Source organism: Diaphorobacter sp. JS3050 (genome assembly GCF_013154915.1).
Classification (GTDB): Bacteria; Pseudomonadota; Gammaproteobacteria; order Burkholderiales; family Burkholderiaceae_C; genus Diaphorobacter; species Diaphorobacter nitroreducens.
On record NZ_CP053553.1, the window covers coordinates 2,667,955 to 2,686,919 of the forward strand.

General features: G+C 66.9%; 18 protein-coding genes. 7 read left to right on the top strand and 11 right to left on the bottom strand.

Going from position 1 to position 18,965, the window contains the following annotated elements; genetic code table 11:
- Nucleotides 1–45 precede the first annotated feature (45 nt).
- On the top strand, nt 46–921 hold the full coding sequence (murI, locus tag HND92_RS12825) for a glutamate racemase (RefSeq protein WP_172207417.1): 876 nt from the start codon (nt 46–48) through the stop codon (nt 919–921).
- Between the two features lie 67 nt (nt 922–988).
- Here the strand turns inward: murI and HND92_RS12830 are convergent, their stop codons facing one another.
- The 5 genes from HND92_RS12830 to HND92_RS12850 form a co-directional block, all read right to left on the bottom strand.
- Nucleotides 989–1,507, bottom strand: a complete 519-nt coding sequence (locus HND92_RS12830) for a M48 family metallopeptidase (protein WP_015913756.1) — start codon at nt 1,505–1,507, stop codon at nt 989–991.
- Between the two features lie 66 nt (nt 1,508–1,573).
- Nucleotides 1,574–2,560 (bottom strand): tripartite tricarboxylate transporter substrate binding protein, encoded by a 987-nt coding sequence (locus HND92_RS12835; protein ID WP_172209313.1) that lies wholly within the window; start codon nt 2,558–2,560, stop codon nt 1,574–1,576.
- Between the two features lie 50 nt (nt 2,561–2,610).
- Nucleotides 2,611–3,612, bottom strand: a complete 1,002-nt coding sequence (locus HND92_RS12840; RefSeq protein ID WP_172207420.1) for a tripartite tricarboxylate transporter substrate binding protein — start codon at nt 3,610–3,612, stop codon at nt 2,611–2,613.
- A gap of 36 nt (nt 3,613–3,648) precedes the next feature.
- Nucleotides 3,649–4,623 (bottom strand): hydroxymethylglutaryl-CoA lyase, encoded by a 975-nt coding sequence (locus tag HND92_RS12845; protein ID WP_088886386.1) that lies wholly within the window; start codon nt 4,621–4,623, stop codon nt 3,649–3,651.
- Nucleotides 4,620–5,840 (bottom strand): CaiB/BaiF CoA-transferase family protein, encoded by a 1,221-nt coding sequence (locus HND92_RS12850; protein ID WP_088886385.1) that lies wholly within the window; start codon nt 5,838–5,840, stop codon nt 4,620–4,622. Before HND92_RS12850 ends, HND92_RS12845 begins: the two co-directional genes overlap by 4 nt.
- Nucleotides 5,841–5,960: 120 nt before the next feature.
- Between HND92_RS12850 and HND92_RS12855 the strand changes: the two genes are divergently transcribed.
- The 3 genes from HND92_RS12855 to efp all read left to right on the top strand — a co-directional run bounded on the left by HND92_RS12855 (nt 5,961) and on the right by efp (nt 8,690).
- Nucleotides 5,961–6,860, top strand: a complete 900-nt coding sequence (locus tag HND92_RS12855; protein WP_172207422.1) for a LysR family transcriptional regulator — start codon at nt 5,961–5,963, stop codon at nt 6,858–6,860.
- Nucleotides 6,857–7,969 carry an elongation factor P maturation arginine rhamnosyltransferase EarP gene (earP, locus tag HND92_RS12860; protein WP_172207425.1) on the top strand — a complete coding sequence of 371 codons (1,113 nt, stop codon included), beginning with the start codon at nt 6,857–6,859 and terminating at the stop codon, nt 7,967–7,969. Before HND92_RS12855 ends, earP begins: the two co-directional genes overlap by 4 nt.
- Nucleotides 7,970–8,135: 166 nt before the next feature.
- A complete protein-coding gene (gene efp / locus HND92_RS12865; protein ID WP_011806028.1) occupies nt 8,136–8,690 on the top strand; it encodes an elongation factor P in 555 nt (184 codons plus the stop codon).
- A 116-nt stretch (nt 8,691–8,806) separates the two neighbouring features.
- Here efp and HND92_RS12870 read toward each other — a convergent pair whose 3' ends face one another.
- The 4 genes from HND92_RS12870 to ppsA all read right to left on the bottom strand — a co-directional run bounded on the left by HND92_RS12870 (nt 8,807) and on the right by ppsA (nt 14,219).
- Nucleotides 8,807–9,274: a hypothetical protein gene (locus HND92_RS12870; RefSeq protein WP_103738039.1), complete on the bottom strand. Its 468-nt coding sequence runs from the start codon at nt 9,272–9,274 to the stop codon at nt 8,807–8,809.
- Nucleotides 9,275–9,410: 136 nt separating this feature from the next.
- Nucleotides 9,411–11,498: a VC_2705 family sodium/solute symporter gene (locus tag HND92_RS12875; protein ID WP_172207427.1), complete on the bottom strand. Its 2,088-nt coding sequence runs from the start codon at nt 11,496–11,498 to the stop codon at nt 9,411–9,413.
- Nucleotides 11,491–11,808, bottom strand: a complete 318-nt coding sequence (locus HND92_RS12880; RefSeq protein ID WP_172207429.1) for a DUF4212 domain-containing protein — start codon at nt 11,806–11,808, stop codon at nt 11,491–11,493. The genes HND92_RS12875 and HND92_RS12880 overlap by 8 nt, the downstream gene beginning before the upstream one ends.
- Before the next feature lie 20 nt (nt 11,809–11,828).
- Nucleotides 11,829–14,219: a phosphoenolpyruvate synthase gene (gene ppsA, locus HND92_RS12885; protein ID WP_172207431.1), complete on the bottom strand. Its 2,391-nt coding sequence runs from the start codon at nt 14,217–14,219 to the stop codon at nt 11,829–11,831.
- 223 nt (nt 14,220–14,442) lie between these two features.
- On the opposite strand from ppsA, the gene HND92_RS12890 reads away from it, so the two are divergent.
- Nucleotides 14,443–15,273: a pyruvate, water dikinase regulatory protein gene (locus HND92_RS12890; RefSeq protein WP_011806033.1), complete on the top strand. Its 831-nt coding sequence runs from the start codon at nt 14,443–14,445 to the stop codon at nt 15,271–15,273.
- Nucleotides 15,274–15,373: 100 nt separating this feature from the next.
- Here HND92_RS12890 and ahpF read toward each other — a convergent pair whose 3' ends face one another.
- On the bottom strand, nt 15,374–16,930 hold the full coding sequence (ahpF, locus tag HND92_RS12895) for an alkyl hydroperoxide reductase subunit F (RefSeq protein ID WP_172207433.1): 1,557 nt from the start codon (nt 16,928–16,930) through the stop codon (nt 15,374–15,376).
- 105 nt (nt 16,931–17,035) lie between these two features.
- Nucleotides 17,036–17,599, bottom strand: a complete 564-nt coding sequence (gene ahpC, locus HND92_RS12900; protein ID WP_047350525.1) for an alkyl hydroperoxide reductase subunit C — start codon at nt 17,597–17,599, stop codon at nt 17,036–17,038.
- Between the two features lie 237 nt (nt 17,600–17,836).
- Between ahpC and bfr the strand changes: the two genes are divergently transcribed.
- Together bfr and flhD are read left to right on the top strand one after the other, a co-directional pair.
- Nucleotides 17,837–18,313, top strand: a complete 477-nt coding sequence (gene bfr / locus HND92_RS12905) for a bacterioferritin (RefSeq protein WP_011806036.1) — start codon at nt 17,837–17,839, stop codon at nt 18,311–18,313.
- A gap of 303 nt (nt 18,314–18,616) precedes the next feature.
- Nucleotides 18,617–18,946 carry a flagellar transcriptional regulator FlhD gene (flhD, locus tag HND92_RS12910; protein WP_011806037.1) on the top strand — a complete coding sequence of 110 codons (330 nt, stop codon included), beginning with the start codon at nt 18,617–18,619 and terminating at the stop codon, nt 18,944–18,946.
- Nucleotides 18,947–18,965 lie beyond the last annotated feature (19 nt).

Here is an 18,965-nt window from a genome sequence, read left to right on the forward strand (position 1 = left end):
CCCCTCCTGGCGGTGCCCTTCCCCCGATTTCTTGCCACGCCTTCCATGACATCGCCCCTTGCCGCCCGTCCCATTGGTGTGTTCGACAGCGGCATTGGCGGCCTGAGCGTGCTGCAGGCGCTGCGCCACGAACTGCCGCACGAGCATTTCGTCTACCTGGCCGACAGCGGCAACGCTCCCTATGGGGACGCCAAGGGCGACGCCTTCGTGCAGCAGCGCACGCTGGCCATCGCCCGCTGGCTGCGCGAACACCACGGCATCAAGGCGCTGGTGGTGGCCTGCAACACGGCCACCGCCGCCGCGGTGGAACAACTGCGCGCCGCCCTGCCCGACCTGCCCGCCATCGGGGTGGAGCCGGCGCTCAAGCCCGCCGCCGCCAGCAGCCAGACGCACCACGTGGGCGTGCTGGCCACGCGCGGCACGGTGGGCAGCGCGCGCTTTCAGCGCCTGCGCGATGGGCATTCGGCCGGCACGCGCTTTTCGGTGCAGCCTTGCGACGGCCTGGCGCGCGCCATCGAGCAAAGCACCGAGGAGCCGCTGCCCGCCGCCGCATCCATGGCAAAAATAGAAGCGCTTTGCGTCCAGTACACGGGCGCGCTGGGCACTTTTGGCTTGAAAACGGGCGAGATCGACACGCTGGTGCTGGGCTGCACCCACTACGTGTTCGCCAAGGACATGCTGCGCGCCCTGGTGGGGCCGGATGTGCAGATCATCGACACAGGTGCGCCCGTGGCGCGCCAGACCCGGCGCATCCTCGACCAGGCCCACGCCCTCGCACCCGAGCACGCGGCGGATGGCACGCCGGCAGCGCCGGGGCATATCCAGCTCTACACCACCGGCCAGTTGGCCGCGCTGCAGTCGGCAGCCGAGCGCTGGCTACAGTTGCCCGCGCTGTACTGCGCGGCGCTGCAGATCGACTGAGATTTAAGCCAAAACGGGCCGTAGCGCTTATCTATCAAGCGCTGGCAGCTATTTTTTCAATAGCGTTTCACCACAGCAGCTCACCGCCCGCGTCCAGGTGCGTGAGGTACAGGCGCAGGTCGAACTCGAACTGGTGGTACTGCGGCTCCATGTGGGTGCACAGCTGGTAGAAGGCCTTGCCATGGTCCTTCTCGCGCAGGTGGGCCAGCTCGTGCACGACGATCATGCGCAGGAACTCGTCGGGCGTCTGCTTGAACAGGGCAGCCACGCGGATCTCATGCCGCGCCGCCAGCCGCCCGCCCTGCACCCGCGTGCGGTGGGTGTGCAGCCCCAGCGCATGGCGCACCACGTGGATCTTGCTGTCGAACAGCACCTTGTTCACCGTGCCCGCGTTGCGCAGGTGGCGCGCCTTGAATTCCTGGGCGTAGTCGTACAGCGCCTTGTCGCTGCGCACCGCATGCCCCTCGGGGTACTTGCGCTGCAGCAGCGCGCCCAGTTGGCCCTGCGCCAGCAGCGCATGGGCCTGGGCCTGCAGCGCGGGCGCGTAGGCCCGCAGGTAGGGCAGATCGAGAGGGGCTGTCGTCATCAGGGCGCCGGGCAGCGGCACCGGGCGTGCCGCCGCATTCCAAAGGGCGCCCAGTGTAGGGCGGATTTATTCCGCCTCGATCTTGGAGCTCTTGATCACGCCCGCCCAGTCGGCGAAGTCGCTCTTCACGCGCTCGCCCAGTTGCTGCGGGCCCTGGTAGTCGGCCGCGGCACCCTGTTCCTGCGCCTTCTTGCGGAAGGCCGGGTCTTCCACCACCTTCTTCATGTCGGCGGCCAGCTTGTCGATGACCGGCTTGGGCACCCCTGCGGGCGCAAACAGCGCGAACCACGAGGTGGCGTTCACGCCCGGGTAGCCGGCCTCGGCCGTGGTGGGGGCGTCGGGCAGGCTGGCCAGGCGCTCCTTACCCGTGACGGCCAGCACGCGCAGCTTGCCGGACTGGATGTGGGGCATGAACGGCGGTGCGGTGCCGAAGGTCAGGTCCACCTGGCCGCCCAGCAGGTCCTGCAGCGCGGGGCCCGTGCCCTTGTAGGGCACGTGCACCATCTTGATGCCGCCCTGCTGCTCCAGCATGGCGCCGGTCACGTGCTGCAGCGAGCCGTTGCCCGACGAGGCGTAGTTGAGCTTGCCGGGGTTGGCCTTGGCGTAGGCCACCAGCTCGGCCAGGGTCTTCACGGGCAGGCCGTCGCGCACCACGATGATCTGCGGCGCCGAGATCACGTTGGCGATGGGCTGAAAATCCTTCTGATCCCACTGCGGTGCCTTGGCAAGATGGGGCGAGATCACGTGGTAGCCCGAGTACTGCATGAGCAGCGTGTAGCCATCGGGCTCGGCGCGCTTGACGATGTTGGCCGCGATGGCGCCGTTGCCGCCACCCTTGTTGTCCACCACCACCGACTGGCCCAGCACCGGCGCCAGCGCCTGCGCGGCCATGCGGGCCGAGATGTCGGTGGTGCCGCCGGCGGCGGCCGGCACGACGAAGGTCACCGTGCGCGACGGGTAGCCGCCCTGCGCCCAGGCCGTGGACAGCGCCAGCGGCGCCAAAGCGGCCAGCGCCAGTGCGCCGAAATGTTTGCGTGTGATGCGCGTGGTCATCATGGGTTGTGTCTCCTTGTTGAAAGTTGTGCGAAATCGGGATGGAAGAATCAGTCCACGGTGGCGCCGGTGTCCTTGACCACGCGCGCCCACTTGGGCAGGTCGGACTGCACCAGCGCACCCAGTTCGGCAGACGTGCCCTTGAACGGCTCGCAGCCCACGACGGCGAGCTTGTTCACCACATCCTTGTGGTCCAGCGCGCGTGCCACTTCGGCCTGCAGCCGCTCGACGATGGGCGCGGGCGTGCCCGCCGGGGCGAACATGGCGTACCACGGTGCCTGGGCGAAGCCCTTGAGCGTCTCGCCGATGGTGGGCACGTCGGGCAGCGCGCCGACGCGCTTTTCGTTCACCACGCCCAGCACCTTGAGCTTGCCCGCCTTGATGAAGGCGATCGACGAGGGCAGGCTCTGCACCGACAGCGGCACCTGCCCGCCCGCCACGTCGGTGGCGGCCGCCGCCGAGCCCTTGTAGGGAATGTGCTGCAGCTGGATGCCCGCGGCCTTTTGCAGCAGCTCACCGATCAGGTGGTTGAGCGTGCCGTTGCCAGCCGAGGCGATGGCGTACTTGCCGGGGCTGGCCTTGGCCAGCCGGATCAGGTCCGCCACGTTGTTGCCCGGGAACGAAGGATGCGCCACCAGCACATAGCCGGCGGTGGCGACGGGCGCCACGGGCTCGAAATCCTTGACGGCGTCAAACCCCGGGTTCTTGTAGAGCGCCGGGCCGATCACGTGCGCGCTGTCGGCCGTGACCAGCAGCGTGTAGCCATCGTGCTTGGCACGCGCCAGGGCCGCCGTGGCCAGCGTGCCGCCCGCGCCGGGGCGGTTGTCCACCACCACGCTCTGGCCCATCTGCTCGCTCAGGCGCTGTGCCAGCACGCGCGCAATCGCGTCGTTGGCACCGCCCGCGGCCTGCGGCACCACCAGGGTGATGGGCTTGGAGGGGTACCTGTCCTGCGCGGCGGCGCCCAGGGGCGCGGTGCACAGCAGTGCGCCCACAGCGGCCCCAAAGGCCAGCGCGGCCCTGCGGCCGTGGAATGCAGTGGTCAAAGGCATGGGTTGTCTCCTGTCGTTATGGATGTGCGGTGAAAGCTACCGCGCCAGCGCGCGCTCGCGGATTGCGTCGAAGCCCGCAGGCACCGGATGCAGGTCCAGCCGGCACCCCGCCTTCACGATCTGGCTGGGCACCTCGTGGCCGATCAGCGCGGGCAGGCGGGCCGCAGTGGCAATCAGCGCCGGCAGATCAATGCCCGTGTCGTAACCCATGAGCTGCAGCGCATGCACCACTTCTTCGGTGCATACATTGCCCGTGGCACCCGGCGCATAGGGACAGCCGCCCAGGCCGCCCAGCGATGCGTCAAAGCGCTGCGCCCCCGCATCGATGGCCGCCAGCACATTGGCCAGGCCCATGCCGCGCGTGTTGTGAAAGTGCAGCGTGAAGGCCATGCCCGGCCAGCGCGCGCGCGCAGCGGCCACCACCTGCCCCACCTGCGTGGGAAAGGCCATGCCCGTGGTGTCGCACAGCGTGATGCCCGCAACGCCCAGGTCGGCGAAGCGCTGCACATGCTCCCACACGGCGTCCAGCGCCACGTCGCCCTCCATGGGGCAACCGAACACGCACGACAGCGACACGTTCACCGGCACCTGCGCCGCCTGCGCCATGGTGATCACCTGTGCCAGTGCCGCGAACGACTGCGCGCGCGTCATGCGCAGGTTGGCGAGGTTGTGCGTCTCGCTGACGGACATGACCAGGTTCAGCTCGTCGGTGCGCGACTCGATGGCGCGCTCCGCGCCGCGCGCGTTGGGCACCAGCGCGGTGTAGGTCACGCCGGGGCGGCGCTCGATCTCGCGCATCACCACCTCGGCGTCGCGCAGCGCGGGGATGGCCGTGGGCGAGGTGAACGAGGTCACCTCGATCTTGGACAGGCCCGCGTGGGACAGTGCATTCACGAGCGCGATCTTGTCCTCGGTCGGCACGAACTGCGCCTCCATCTGCAGGCCGTCGCGCAGGCCCACGTCGCACAGCTCGATGCGCCGCCCGGCGCCGTTCCACACGCTGGTCGTCATTGGATCACTCCCTTGCTGCGCAGCAGCGCGATCTGCTCGGCCGTCAGCCCCGCCTCGGCCAGCACGGCATCGGTGTCGTCCCCCAGGCGCGGCGCGCTGGTGCGGATGGTGCCCGGCGTGGCCGAGAGCTTGGGCACGATGCCCGGCACCTGCAGCTCGTAGCCGTCGCGCGTGCGCTGCGTGAGCAACATGTCTCGCGCCTGGTAGTGCGGGTCCTCGGCGATGTCCTTGGCGGTATAGACCTTGCCCGCGGGCACGCGTGCGGCAGCCAGCAACTCCATGACTTGCGCCACGGTGCGCTCGGCGGTCCAGCGGCCAATGGCGGCGTCGATCTCGGCCACGCGCGCCACGCGGCCGGCGTTGTCGGCCAGTTGCGGGTCATCGGCCAGATCCTGGCGGCCGATGGTGGCCATCAGGCGCTTGAAGATGCTGTCGCCATTGCCGGCCACCAGCACCCAGCCGTCCTGGCAGGGGTAGGCGTTGCTCGGCGCAATGCCCGGCAGCGCGCTGCCCGCGGCCTCGCGCACGGCGCCAAAGGCGCTGTACTCGGGGATCAGGCTTTCCATGCAGTTGAACACCGCCTCGTGCAGGGCCACGTCGATCACCTGGCCCGCGCCGCCGTTCACCTTGCGGTGGTACAGCGCCATCATCACGCCGATGGCGCCGTGCAGCGCGGCCAGCGTGTCACCGATCGACACGCCCACGCGCACCGGCACGCGGCCCGGCTCGGCCGTGAGGTGGCGCAGGCCGCCCATGGCCTCGCCGATCACGCCAAAACCCGGCAGGTCGCGGTAGGGGCCGGTCTGCCCGTAGCCCGAGATGCGCAGGATGACCAGGCCCGGGTTGAGGGCGTGCAGCGCCTCGGGCGACAGGCCCCAGCCCTCCAGCGTGCCGGGACGGAAGTTCTCGATGAGCACGTCGGCTTCGGCAATCAGGCGGCGCGCGATGTCCTGCGCCTCGGCCTGGCGCAGGTCCAGCGCCACCGACTTCTTGTTGCGCGACTGCACCTGCCACCACACGGAGGTGCCCTCCTTGATGAGGCGCCAGTTGCGCAGGGGGTCGCCCGCGCCCACGGCCTCGATCTTCACCACATCGGCGCCGAACTCGCCCAATGTCTTGCCGCAGAACGGCCCGGCGATGAGCTGGCCCATTTCGATCACGCGCACGCCGGCCAGTGCCGCGGGCGTGGGGGCAGCGGTGTTGTACTTGGGGGTCATATGTCTCCTGCAATCCAGGCGGCATGATGCGGCGCCCCGGCCGGGCCGCAAAACGCTCAAGCGCGAAGCTGCCATCGCAAACCGGCATGGCCCGCCGCCGCCGCAGTACCATCGCCGCCCATGAAGCTCGACCCGGTCTCCCTGCGCCTGTTCGTCGCGGTGATGGAGGAAAACGCCATCGCCCGCGCCGCCGCGCGCGAACACATCGCGCCCTCCGCCGCCAGCCGCCGCCTGGCCGAGCTGGAGGACGCGCTGCGCGTGGAGCTGTTCGCCCGCAGCAACCGCGGCACCGAGCCCACGGCCGCGGCCTACGCCCTGCTGCACCTGGCGCGCGGCGTGCTCAACGACCTGGACGGCATCGCCACGCAGATGCAGGACTTTCGCGCTGGCGTGCGCGGCCACGTGCGCGTGGTGGCCAACATCTCGGCCATCACGCAGTTCCTGCCGGGCGAACTGCAGCGCTTCATGGCCGCGCATCCGCAGGTCGATGTGCGGCTGCAGGAGCAGATCAGCACCGCCGTGGCGCAATCGGTGGCCGAGAACGCAGCCGACGTGGGCATCCTCAACCACGGCAGTTATGGCGAGCGCGTGACCCTGCTGCCCTACCGCGAGGACGAGCTGGTCCTCATCGTCCCCGCGGGCCATGCGCTGGCACGCCGCCGCAGCGTGCGCCTGGCAGACGCCCTGGCCTGTGACTTTGTGGGCATGCATCCGGGCAGCGCCATCAACAACCTGCTCACACGCGCCGCGGCCGAGCAGGAGATGCCGCTCAAGCTGCGCATCCAGGTCACGAGCTATGACGCCCTGTGCCTGATGGTGTCCGCCGGCCTGGGCGTGGCCGTGCTGCCGCGCGGCAGCGCCCAGATCTACCGCGGCACGCTGGCCCTGCGCGCCATCACGCTGGATGAGCCCTGGGCACGGCGGCGGCTGTCGCTGTGCGTGCGCTCGGAGGAGTCGCTGTCCAGCGTCGCACGCTTGCTGGTGGACCACCTGCGCGCCGGCGCCCAGGAGGCGCCATGACGAAGGCCACGGCCCACCTGCGCTGGGACATCTTTTGCCAGGTGATCGACAACTTTGGCGACATCGGCGTGTGCTGGCGCCTGGCGGCCGATCTGGGCAGCCGCGGCCACCGCGTTCGCCTGTGGGTGGATGACGCCAGCGCTCTGGCCTGGATGGCGCCGCAGGGCGCACCTGGCGTACAGGTGCTGCCCTGGCCCACGCAGGCGCCCGCAGACGGGCCTGGCGACGTGGTGGTGGAGGCCTTCGGCTGCGAGATTGCTCCGCAATTCATAGCTGCCATCGCTCACCACACAAACGCTACAGGCCCAAAACCCTTATGGATCAACCTGGAGTACCTGTCGGCCGAGGCCTATGTGGAACGCTGCCACCGGCTGCCGTCTCCGCTCATGAGCGGCCCGGGGGCAGGCCTGACACGCTGGTTCTACTACCCCGGCTTCACCGAGCGCACGGGCGGCCTGCTGCGTGAGCCAGACCTGCTGGCGCGCCAGGCCGGATTCGACCGCACCGCCTGGCGCGCCGGCCACGGCATCGGGGCAGACGAAGTCGCCATCTCGCTGTTCTGCTACGAACCACCCGCCCTGCCCCAGCTGCTGGCGCAATGGCGGCCGCGCAGCGACGTGCGGCTGCTGGTCACGCCCGGACGTGCCACGGCGGCCGTGCGCCAATGGCAGCAGCGGTTTGAGAGTCAAAAAAGCCTCAAAGGCTCATACAGCAAGCGCGAGCAGCTATCAATTTCATATCTGCCACCCTGCCCTCAGCCGGCCTTTGACGAAATGCTCTGGGCCTGCGACCTGAACTTCGTGCGCGGCGAGGACTCACTGGTGCGCGCCCTGTGGGCGGGCCAGCCGTTCGTGTGGCAGATCTATCCGCAGCACGACGATGCGCACCACGCCAAGCTACTGGCCTTTCTGGACTGGCTGCACGCCCCTGCATCGCTGCGGCGCTGGTCGGCCCTCTGGAACGGTCTGGAGACCCGCAGCGAGTTGCCGCCGCTGGACGCGGCCACCCTGGGCGAATGGCGCGCATGTATACAGTCCGCACGTGCGCGGCTGCTGGCACAGCAGGATTTATTGACCTTACTGCTAGGGTTTGTGGCGGAGAAAAGCTAGAATCCCCGGTTTTGCGCCATACGAAGGCGGCACTCGCGTGCCCAGCCGGCGCCCCCGCCGCGGAACATGCGCCGGGGTGGAAGGCGGCCCAGTTCACGCAAACGCCTGGGCCACGCCCGCCCGCCCCGACTTGTGGAGCGGTCAACCTTTCCTTCCCAAGCAAGCCATGAAAATCGCTCAAGAAATCCGCGCCGGCAACGTGATCATGCAGGGCAAAGACCCCATGATCGTGCTGAAGACCGAATACGCCCGCGGCGGCCGCGGCGCCGCTACCGTGCGCATGAAGCTGAAGGCGCTCCTGTCCAACATGGGCACCGAAGTCGTCTTCAAGGCCGACGACAAGATCGACAACGTGATCCTGGACAAGAAGGAGTGCACCTACTCCTACTTCGCCGACCCGATGTACGTGTGGATGGACGCCGAGTACAACCAGTACGAAGTGGAAGCCTCCAACATGGGCGATGCCATCAGCTACCTCGAAGACGGCATGGCGGCCGAAGTGGTGTTCTACGACGGCAAGGCCATCTCCGTGGAACTGCCCACCAGCGTGGAGCGCGAGATCACCTGGACCGAACCCGCCGTGAAGGGCGATACGTCCGGCAAGGTGCTCAAGCCCGCGAAGATCGCCACCGGCTTCGAAGTGGCCGTGCCGCTGTTCGTGGACCAGGGCGACAAGATCGAGATCGACACGCGCACGGGCGAGTACCGCAAGCGCGTCTAAGAACACCTTGCGTCCGGCTGCGGACGCTGTTCATGCAAGGGGAGCGTGTCATGCACGCTCCCTTTTTTTATTGAGGACTGGGTGGGTCCTGCAGGGGGCCACGCCCAGCGCCGCATTCACGCGAACAACGCCCTCTCCAGCCTGGTGTACTTGGCGTCTCCCACGGCCTCGCGGATCTTGGGAGCCAGCGCCGCCAGATCCTCATACCCCGCAGCCCCCTCGACCGCCAGATTCAGGCGGAAGCCCTTCAGCCCAAGGCTGGCGGTAAGTTCGGTGGCGATCGGGTAGGCGGCTTGATAGCGCTCGCGCTGCGTGCGCCCCGTGCCATCGACCTGCACCTCGGCGCCGTCCGCCGGCGCTGCGGCCGCGGGTGCCGGCGCTCCCGGTCCGCTCTCCAGCAACCCCTGGTCGATCATGAGCTGCACGTCCTCGCGCGAGATGCCCATGGCCGCCGTGGCCGTCAGCACCTGGTCCAGGGTGCGCTTGCCGTCGAACAGGATGAAGGCTGAGCGCTGGCGCGGCGAAAGCGCACCCTGGCGATCCTTCAGCGCCTGTTGCCCAGCCGGTGTCTTCACGAGAATCATGCCCACCTCTTCGCTTGGTACGTGATGGAAAAGCGGCATGGAACGCCGCACGGGATCAGCGTCGCACGAATGTGACCATTTGTGAATGAGGTCAAACCGCAGGTCGCCCGTGGGCGCAACCGCGGGGCGCGGCGCGCTAAAGCCCGTCCGCGGGAGCCGGCCGCACGCGGCCCGGCCGCGTGGCCAGGCTGACGCTCCACGCCACGGCCAGGCCCACCGGCACGCCGAAGACCCCGGCCGAAATCGGATGGATGCCGAACCACAGGCCATCGACGAGCAGCGCGGAAGGCACCCATTGGCGCACGCTGTCCACCTGCGCCAACAGGTAATACACCGTGACGGACAGGCCGGCGAGCATGCCGGCTACCGCGCCCTGGCGCGTAGTACCGCGCCAGAAGATGCCCAGCACCATCGCGGGCACGAAGGCCGATGCGGCGATGGAAAACGACGCCGACACCATGGGCAGGATTTCCGACGGCTTGAGCGCCGCCACGAACGCCGCGGACAGCGCCACGGAGAGCAGCGTGAACTTGGTCAGGATCACCCGCTGCTCGGGCGACGCCTTGCGGCGCGTTTCCTGGTGGTACAGGTCGCGCACCAGCGCGTTGCTGATGGTGAGCAGCAGGCCATCGGCAGTGGACAGCGCAGCGGCCAGCCCGCCCGCGGCCACCAGGCCGGAGATCACGTAGGGGAGCCCGCCGATCTCGGGGGTGGCCAGCATGATGAGGTCGGCCCCGAAGCGGATCTCGCCGAACTGCACGATGCCGTCGCCGTTCACGTCCTCCACGGACAGCAGCGAGGCGTCCACACGCGCCCATTGCGCCATCCAGTTGGGCAGTTGGTCGAAGCTGCTTCCCACGAGGTTGTTCATGACCTCGAACTTCACCAGCACGGCGAGCGCCGGCGCACTCAGGTACAGCAGTGCGATGAAGAACAGCGACCACGCGACCGACGCGCGCGCGCCCGCCACCGAGGGCACCGTGTAGTAGCGCGTCAGCAGGTGCGGCAGGCCGGCCGTTCCCACCATCAGGCAGAACATCAGCGCCAGGAAGTTGCGGCGCGCATCGTCGAAGGTCTGGCGCTCCTGCGGGTCGCCCTGCGGATCGCCCGCAAACGCCTGGCTGTGGCGCGGCAGGCCGCCCATGGCGCGGGCGCGCTCATAGTTGTCGCGCATCTCGCGCGTCCAGCGATCGCGCGCGGCAGCCTCGTCGCGCGGCATGGAGGCCAAATCCCGGCTGGCGGCCACGATCAGCCCCACGTCGGCGTTCTGGGCGCGCAGGCGCTGGATGCGCTCGCGCGCCGCTTCGCGCTCACGCGCGAGTGCGGCGGGCACGTCGGCCAGCCGCGCCTTGTAATCCTCGGCGCGCTGCAGGTAGGCCGCGACCACGTCTTGCTCGACCTCCGAGGCCAGCAGCCCGCCCTCCAGCGTGGTGATCTTGCCGATCTGCGCTCCCGCCACCACCGGTGCAACGGGGTTGCCGAGCTGCTTGTACGCCAGCCACGACACCGGGATCAGGAACGCCAGCAGGATGACGATGTACTGCGCCACCTGCGTCCAGGTGATGGCGCGCATCCCCCCCAGGAACGAGCACAGCAGCACGCCGCCCAGGCCGAGCATGATGCCGATCTCGAACTGCACCCCGGTCAGGCGCGAGGCGATCAACCCCACGCCGTAGATCTGCGCCACCACGTAGGTGAAAGAGCACAGCACGGCCGACAGGGCCGCGATGATGCGTGGCCAGCGCCCGCCAAAACGCACCTGGAAGAAGTCCGGAACGGTGTAGAGGTTCATCGCCCGCAGGTGCGGCGCGATGAGCATGGCCACGAGCACGAAGCCGCCCGTCCAGCCCAACAGATAGGCCAGCCCGCCCGGCTGCTCCGGCGTGCCCGAGAAGCCCTGCAGATACAGCGCGCCCGACAGGCTGATGAACGAGGCCGCGCTCATCCAGTCCGCGGCGGCGGCCATGCCGTTGTAGAACGGCGGAATGCGGCGGCCCGCCACGTAGTATTCGTCCGCATCCGTGGTGCGGCCGTACACGCCGATGGCGGCGTAGGCCATCACGGTGAGAAACAGGAAGATGGGGCCAATCCACTGGCGCGACAGCCCGCGCTGCTCGGCCCAGGCCATCAGGGCCACGAACCCCAGCAGCCCCGCGATGTACAGCGCCACGATGCGGTTCAGGCGCGCCATGTAGCTGCGCCCCTCGCCGCCGCGTTCAATCATGGGGTGGGGCTGTGGCAGCGTCGCGCTGCGCCGCCATGTCCTGCCGTTCGAAGTAGCTCATGGCGGCACAGTAAACGCAGACGATGCCAATGAACATCAGGACTGCCCCCTGGGAGGCAATCCAGTAGCTCAACGGCCATGGACCCACCAGGAATTGCAGGTCGCGCGCGAAGTAGCCGGTGCCGAACGACACCAGCACCCACATGAGCAGCAGGCCCGCCTTCAGCCACAGGTGGCGTGCATCGTGCAGGTCGGGGGCAAAGGGCGCCCCCTCGATCTCTTCCTGCGTGAGCGACCGGCGGTGGGGCATGGCCTGCGGCTGCGGCGCGGTCAGCGCGCCAGTTGCTGCCAGGTATCGATCACGCTGTCAGGGTTCAGCGAGATCGACGTGATGCCCTCGCGCGCCAGCCACTGGGCAAAGTCGGGATGGTCGCTGGGGCCCTGCCCGCAGATACCGATGTACTTGCCCTGCGCGCGGCACGCCTTGATGGCCAGGTGGATCAGCGCTTCCACGGCCGGGTCACGCTCGTCAAAGTCGGCGGCCAGCAGTTCCAGGCCCGAGTCGCGGTCCAGGCCCAGGGTGAGCTGGGTCAGGTCGTTGGAGCCGATGGAGAAGCCGTCGAAATACTCCAGGAAGCGCTCGGCCAATATCGCGTTGCTCGGGATCTCGCACATCATGATGAGCTTGAGCTCGTTCTCGCCGCGCTGCAGACCGTGCTGTGCCAACAGCTTGGTGACGCGCTCGGCCTGGCCCAGCGTACGCACGAAGGGCACCATGACCTGCACGTTGGTCAGGCCCATGTCGTTGCGCACGCGCTTGATGGCCTCGCACTCCATGGCGAAGGCCTCGCCGAAGTCCTGGCTCACGTAGCGCGCTGCGCCACGGAAGCCCAGCATGGGGTTCTCTTCCTCGGGTTCGTAGCGGCTGCCGCCGATGAGCTTGCGGTACTCGTTGGACTTGAAATCCGACAGGCGCACGATGACGGGCTTGGGCCAGAACGCGGCGGCGATGGTCGCCACGCCCTCGGCCACCTTGTCCACGTAGAACGCGCGCGGGCTGGCATGGCCGCGCGCCACGCTCTCCACGGCCTTCTTCAGGTCGGCATCCACGGCGGGGTAGTCCAGGATGGCCTTCGGGTGCACGCCAATGTTGTTGTTGATGATGAACTCCAGGCGCGCCAAGCCCACGCCTTCGTTGGGCAATTGGGCGAAGTCGAAGGCCAGCTGCGGATTGCCCACGTTCATCATGATCTTGGTGGAGATGGGCGGCATCTCGCCGCGCTGCACCTCGGTCACCTCGGTCTCGAGCAGGCCGTCGTAGATACGGCCGGTGTCGCCCTCAGCGCAGCTCACGGTGACCAGCGTGCCGTCCTTGAGCACGTCGGTGGCGTGGCCGCAGCCCACCACGGCCGGAATGCCCAGCTCGCGCGCAATGATGGCCGCGTGGCAGGTGCGCCCGCCCCGGTTGGTCACGATGGCGCTGGCGCGCTTCATCACCGGCTCCCAGTTGGGGTCGGTCATGTCGGTGACCAGCACGTCGCCGGGCTGCACCTTGTCCATCTCGGCGATGTCGTTGACCAGTCGCACCGGGCCGGTGCCGATCTTCTGGCCGATGGCGCGGCCTTCGGCCAGCACCGGGCCGTGGCCCTTGAGCTTGAAGCGCTGCTCGGCCTGGCCCTTGGCCTGGCTCTTCACCGTCTCAGGGCGCGCCTGGAGGATGTAGAGCTGGCCATCAGTGCCGTCCTTGCCCCACTCGATGTCCATGGGGCGGCCGTAGTGCTGCTCGATCACCAGCGCGTAGTGGGCCAACTGCTCGATCTCGTCGTCGGTCAGCGAGTAGCGATTGCGCAGCTCGGTTGCCACCTCGGTGGTCTTCACCAGCTTGCCGCTGGCGGCCTTTTCCTGCGCCGTGGAGAACACCATCTGGATCAGCTTGGAGCCCAGGTTGCGGCGGATCACGGCCTGCTTGCCGGCCTGGAGCATGGGCTTGTGCACGTAGAACTCGTCGGGGTTCACGGCGCCCTGCACCACGGTTTCGCCCAGGCCGTAGCTGGAGGTAATGAACACCACGTCCTCGAAGCCGCTTTCCGTGTCGATGGTGAACATCACCCCGGCCGCGCCCAGGTCGGAGCGCACCATGCGCTGCACGCCCGCCGACAGGGCCACCACGTCATGGGCAAAACCCTTGTGCACGCGGTAGGAGATGGCGCGGTCGTTGTACAGCGACGCGAACACTTCCTTCATCTTGTGCAACACGGCTTCGATGCCCACCACGTTCAGGAAGGTCTCCTGCTGACCGGCAAAGGAGGCATCGGGCAAGTCCTCGGCCGTGGCGGAGGAGCGCACGGCGAAGCTGGCCTGGTCGTTACCCGCCGACAGCGCGGCAAATGCCTCGCGCACGGCCTTTTCCAGGTCGGCAGGAAACGGCTGGCTTTCCACCCAGCCGCGAATCTCGGCGCCGGCCTCGGCCAGCGCGCGCACGTCGTCCACGTCCAGCGCGGCCAGGCGCTGGCTGATGCGGTCGTGCAGGCCTTCGTACTTGAGGAACTCGCGGAACGCATGCGCGGTGGTGGCGAAGCCCGTGGGCACGCGCACCCCCTGGGGCAGTTGGGAGATCATCTCGCCGAGGGAGGCGTTCTTGCCGCCAACGACCTCGACGTCGCTCATTCTCAGGTTCTCAAACGGTACGACCAGGGCGGTCGCCTCGAAACGTGCAGACATGGGAAAGCTCCAGAGTTTAAAAACCGGTCTGCGCCCACCGTCGCGTCAAGGGAAGGCGGGCAGTCGTCGCTCATGCAGCGGCCACGGCTTTGCTGTTGTGGTTGTGGGCCGGCGCGGTGCATGGGGAGAAATTGGGAATAATGGGCGCCATTGTAGGCGGGCTGCCCGCCGCAGCGCACGCGCCATCGCATCACCACGCTCTCCTTCCCGCTCTTCCTTTCCCATGCTTGCCACGCACACGCGCACCGTGTTCTATATCTCCGACGGCACCGGCATCACGGCCGAGACCTTCGGCAATGCCATCCTGGCGCAGTTCGACATCCGCCCGCGCCACGTGCGCCTGCCCTTCATCGATACCGAGGACAAGGCGCACCAGGTGGTGCGCCAGATCAACCACACGGCCGAGCTGGAGGGCAAGAAGCCCATCGTGTTCACCACGCTGGTGAACATGAGCGTGCTCAAGATCATCGAGGACGGCTGCAGGGGCATGCTGCTGGACATGTTCGGCACCTTCATCCGCCCGCTGGAGTCCGAGCTGGGCGTGAAGTCACACCACCGCGTGGGGCGTTTCTCGGACATCAGCGTGTCCAAGGAATACAGCGACCGCATCGAAGCCATCAACTTCAGCCTGGACCACGACGACGGCCAAAGCCACCGCGACCTGTCGGGTGCGGACGTGATCCTGATCGGCGTGTCGCGCAGCGGCAAGACGCCCACGAGCCTGTACCTGGCCATGCAGTGCGGCCTGAAAGTGGCCAACTATCCACTGATCCCCGAGGACTTCGAGCGCCGCCAACTGCCGCCCGCACTGGTGCCGCACCGCAAGAAGATCTTCGGCCTGACGATCGACCCGCAACGGCTGTCGCAGATCCGCAATGAGCGGCGCCCCGGCTCCCGGTACGCCGATCTGGTGAACTGCCGCAACGAGGTGGCCGAGGCCGAGGCGATGATGCGCCGCTCGGGCATTCGCTGGCTGTCCACCACCACCAAGAGCATCGAGGAGATCGCGACCACCATCCTGCAGGAGGTGCGGCCGGAACGGCTGCAGTACTGACCGCCCCTGCATCAAAACAAAAACGCCCCGAAAGGCGCTTTGTTTTTGATAGCTATCAGCGCTTGACCGGTAAGCGCTAAAGGCCAATTTGGCTTAGATATCAGTGGCGAATCAGGTGGTCGAAGGCCGACAAGGCCGCCGTCGCGCCCGCCCCTGCGGCGATGATGATCTGCTTGTACGGCACGTTGGTGCAGTCTCCCGCGGCGAACACGCCCGGCACGTTGGTGTGGCCCCGGGCGTCGATGATGATCTCGCCAAAGCGCGTCAGGTCCACCGTGCCCTTGAGCCAGTCGGTGTTGGGCAACAGACCGATCTGCACGAAGATGCCCTCGACCGCCACGGTCTTGGCCTCGTCCGTCGTGCGGTCCTTGTAGGTCAGGCCGGTGACCTTGCTGCCGTCGCCATTCACTTCCGTGGTCTGGGCGTTCAGGATGACCGTCACGTTGGGCAGGCTGCGCAGCTTTTTCTGCAGCACGCCATCGGCCTTCAAATCGCTGGCGAACTCCAGCACCGTCACGCTCTTGACGATGCCGGCCAGGTCGATCGCGGCCTCCACGCCCGAGTTGCCGCCGCCGATGACCGCCACGTCCTTGCCCTTGAACAGCGGGCCGTCGCAGTGCGGGCAGTACGTCACGCCCTTGGTGCGGTACTGCTCCTCGCCCGGCACGTTCATGTTGCGCCAACGCGCGCCGGTCGACAGGATCACGGTCTTGCTCTTGAGCGTTGCGCCGTTGTCGAGTTCGATTTCCACCAGGCCGCCTTCGGTTGCGGCGGGCTTGAGGGCCTTGGCGCGCTGCAGGTTCATCACCTCGACGTCGTAGTCATTGACGTGCTGCTCCAGCGCGATGGCGAACTTCGGGCCCTCGGTCTTGCTGACCGAGATGTAGTTCTCGATGTCCACCGTATCCAGCACCTGGCCGCCGAAACGCTCGGCCACCACGCCGGTGCGAATGCCCTTGCGCGCCGCATACACGGCGGCCGCGGCACCGGCGGGACCACCGCCGACCACCAGCACGTCGAACGGCTCCATGGCATTGAGCTTGGCGGCCACGCGGGCATGGGCGCCGCTGTCGATCTTGGCGACGATCTCCGCCAGCTCCATGCGGCCCTGGCCGAAATTCTTGCCGTTCAGGAACACCGTGGGCACGCCCATGATTTGGCGTTCCTTGATCTCGTCCTGGAACACGGCGCCGTCGATGGCCGTGTGCGTGATGCGCGGGTTGAGCACGCTCATCAGGTTCAGCGCCTGGACCACGTCGGGGCAGTTGTGGCAGGACAGCGAGTAGTACGTCTCGAAATGGAAGTCGCCGTCCAGGCCCTTGACCTGCTCCAGCAGGTCCGCCGATTCCTTGGAGGGATGGCCGCCCACCTGCAGCAGCGCCAGCACCAGCGAGGTGAACTCATGGCCCAGGGGGACGCCCGCGAAACGCACGCCGGTGTCCACGCCGGGGTTGGTGATCAGGAAGGACGGCTTGCGCACGGGCGCGTCGTTCTTCTCGACCACGGTGATCTTGTCGGAGAGAGAGCGGATCTCCTGGAGCAGTTCCCGCAGCTCTTGGGAAGTGGCGCCATCGTCCAGCGTGGCGACCAGCTCCACCGGGCGCTGCAGGCGCTCCAGATAGGCTTTCAATTGGGCTTGGAGGTTGGCGTCGAGCATAGGGTTACTCCTAATCAATCTAGTTATGGGCAAAAAAAACCCGGGCGCCTGGCACCCGGGCGTCTTGGTCAGCCGCCGCGGCGGCTGAACGTGGCTGGTGCCAGCTTAGATCTTGCCGACCAGGTCCAGCGAAGGAGCCAGCGTCTTGGCGCCCTCTTCCCACTTGGCGGGGCACACTTCACCGGGGTGGCTGGCCACGTATTGGGCAGCCTTGACCTTGCGCAGCAGATCGGCGGCGTTGCGGCCGATGCCTTCGGCGGTGATTTCCATCGCCTGGATCACGCCCTGGGGGTCCACGATGAACGTGGCGCGGTCTGCCAGGCCCTGGCCTTCGCGCAGGCAGTCGAAGTTCTGGCTGATCTGCCAGGTGGGGTCGCCCAGCATGGTGTACTTGATCTTGCGGATCGTGTCGGAGGCGTCATGCCATGCCTTGTGCACGAAGTGCGTGTCGGTGGACACGGAGTACACCTCAACACCCAGCTTCTGCAGCTCGTCGTAGTGGTCGGCCACGTCGCCCAGCTCGGTGGGGCACACGAAGGTGAAGTCGGCCGGGTAGAAGAAGAACACGGCCCACTTGCCCAGGACGTCCTTCTCGGTCACTTCGATAAACTTGCCGTTCTTGAAGGCTTGCGCCTTGAAAGGCTTGATAGTGGTGTTAAGCACGGACATTGCTGTTTCCTCTTACTTAGGTTGATGGGCTAGAACAAGACTGAAGTTTAGGCCGGATCGAATGATAAATCCAATAAATTGAACACATCAATTGAATTGATATTGACTATCGTCTCATTCCATTCGAGAACACGACTCAGCATCACACGCAGGCAAAGCCTGCATGCAGGGGCATTGTCTTGCCCCCTGGTGCCAGGGTCATGACAATGCCCCTTTCTGACTGAAAGGAGAAGCCCCATGAAAGGCGACGCGCAAGTCATCGCACACCTGCAGGCCCAGCTGAAGAATGAGCTCACGGCCATCAACCAGTACTTCCTGCACTACCGCATGCTCAAGCACTGGGGCTTCGACAAGCTGGCCAAGAAGGAATACGACGAGTCCATCGGCGAGATGAAGCACGCCGACCGGCTGATGGACCGCATCTTCATGCTGGACGGCCTGCCCAACCTGCAGGACCTGGCCAAGCTGCAGGTGGGCGAAGACGTACCCGAGATCCTGGAATGCGATTTGCGCGCCGAGCGCGGAGCGCAGGCCACCATCAAGGAAGGCATTGCCTACTGCGAGTCCGTACGCGACTACGTCTCGCGCGAACTGCTGGAAGACATCCTCGAAGACACCGAAGAGCACATCGATTTTCTGGAAACCCAGATCGAACTGGTCGCCAAGGTCGGGCTGCAGAACTACCTGCAGTCCCAGATGGGCGACGCCGACTGAGCCAGGCGCCAGGCGCCTGACACGGTGCCTTCCACCCTGCGCACGACCGCGTGCACTCCATCCAACGGGCTGCGGCCCGTTTTTTCATGCCTGTATCGGCGAAACCACCACCGCAAACACGCGCCACACGCCGACGCCGCTGTAAGGCAAATTCCTACAAAGGCTGCTCATCCGCCAGACGCCACGCAGCGCCGAACCCCGACTTAATTTCTTTTTGCCCCGGTTTCACAATCCATTTCATCGGATCACGCAACACATGCAACGTTATGCAACGCAGTGATCCCCTCTGGAAAGGATTGCCCCATGACCTCCGAACAACTGCTCGCCGAAATCCGCGAAGCCAACCTCACTTACCTGATGCTGGCGCAGACCCTGATCCGCCAGGACAAGGCCGAAGCCGTTTTCCGTCTGGGGCTGAACGAAGAAGCGGCCGACATTCTGGCATCGCTGTCCGCCGCACAGGTGCTCAAGCTGGCCTCGCGCAACACGCTGCTGTGCAGCTTCCGCGTGGACGACGAACTGGTGTGGAGCCTGCTGACCAGCCACAACACGCCGCGCAAAGCCGCCAGCGAAGCCACCAACACGCTGCACGCCAACATCCTGATGGCCAGCCGCGTCTCCGAAGTGCTCTGAAGTCCCACGCCAGCGTTCT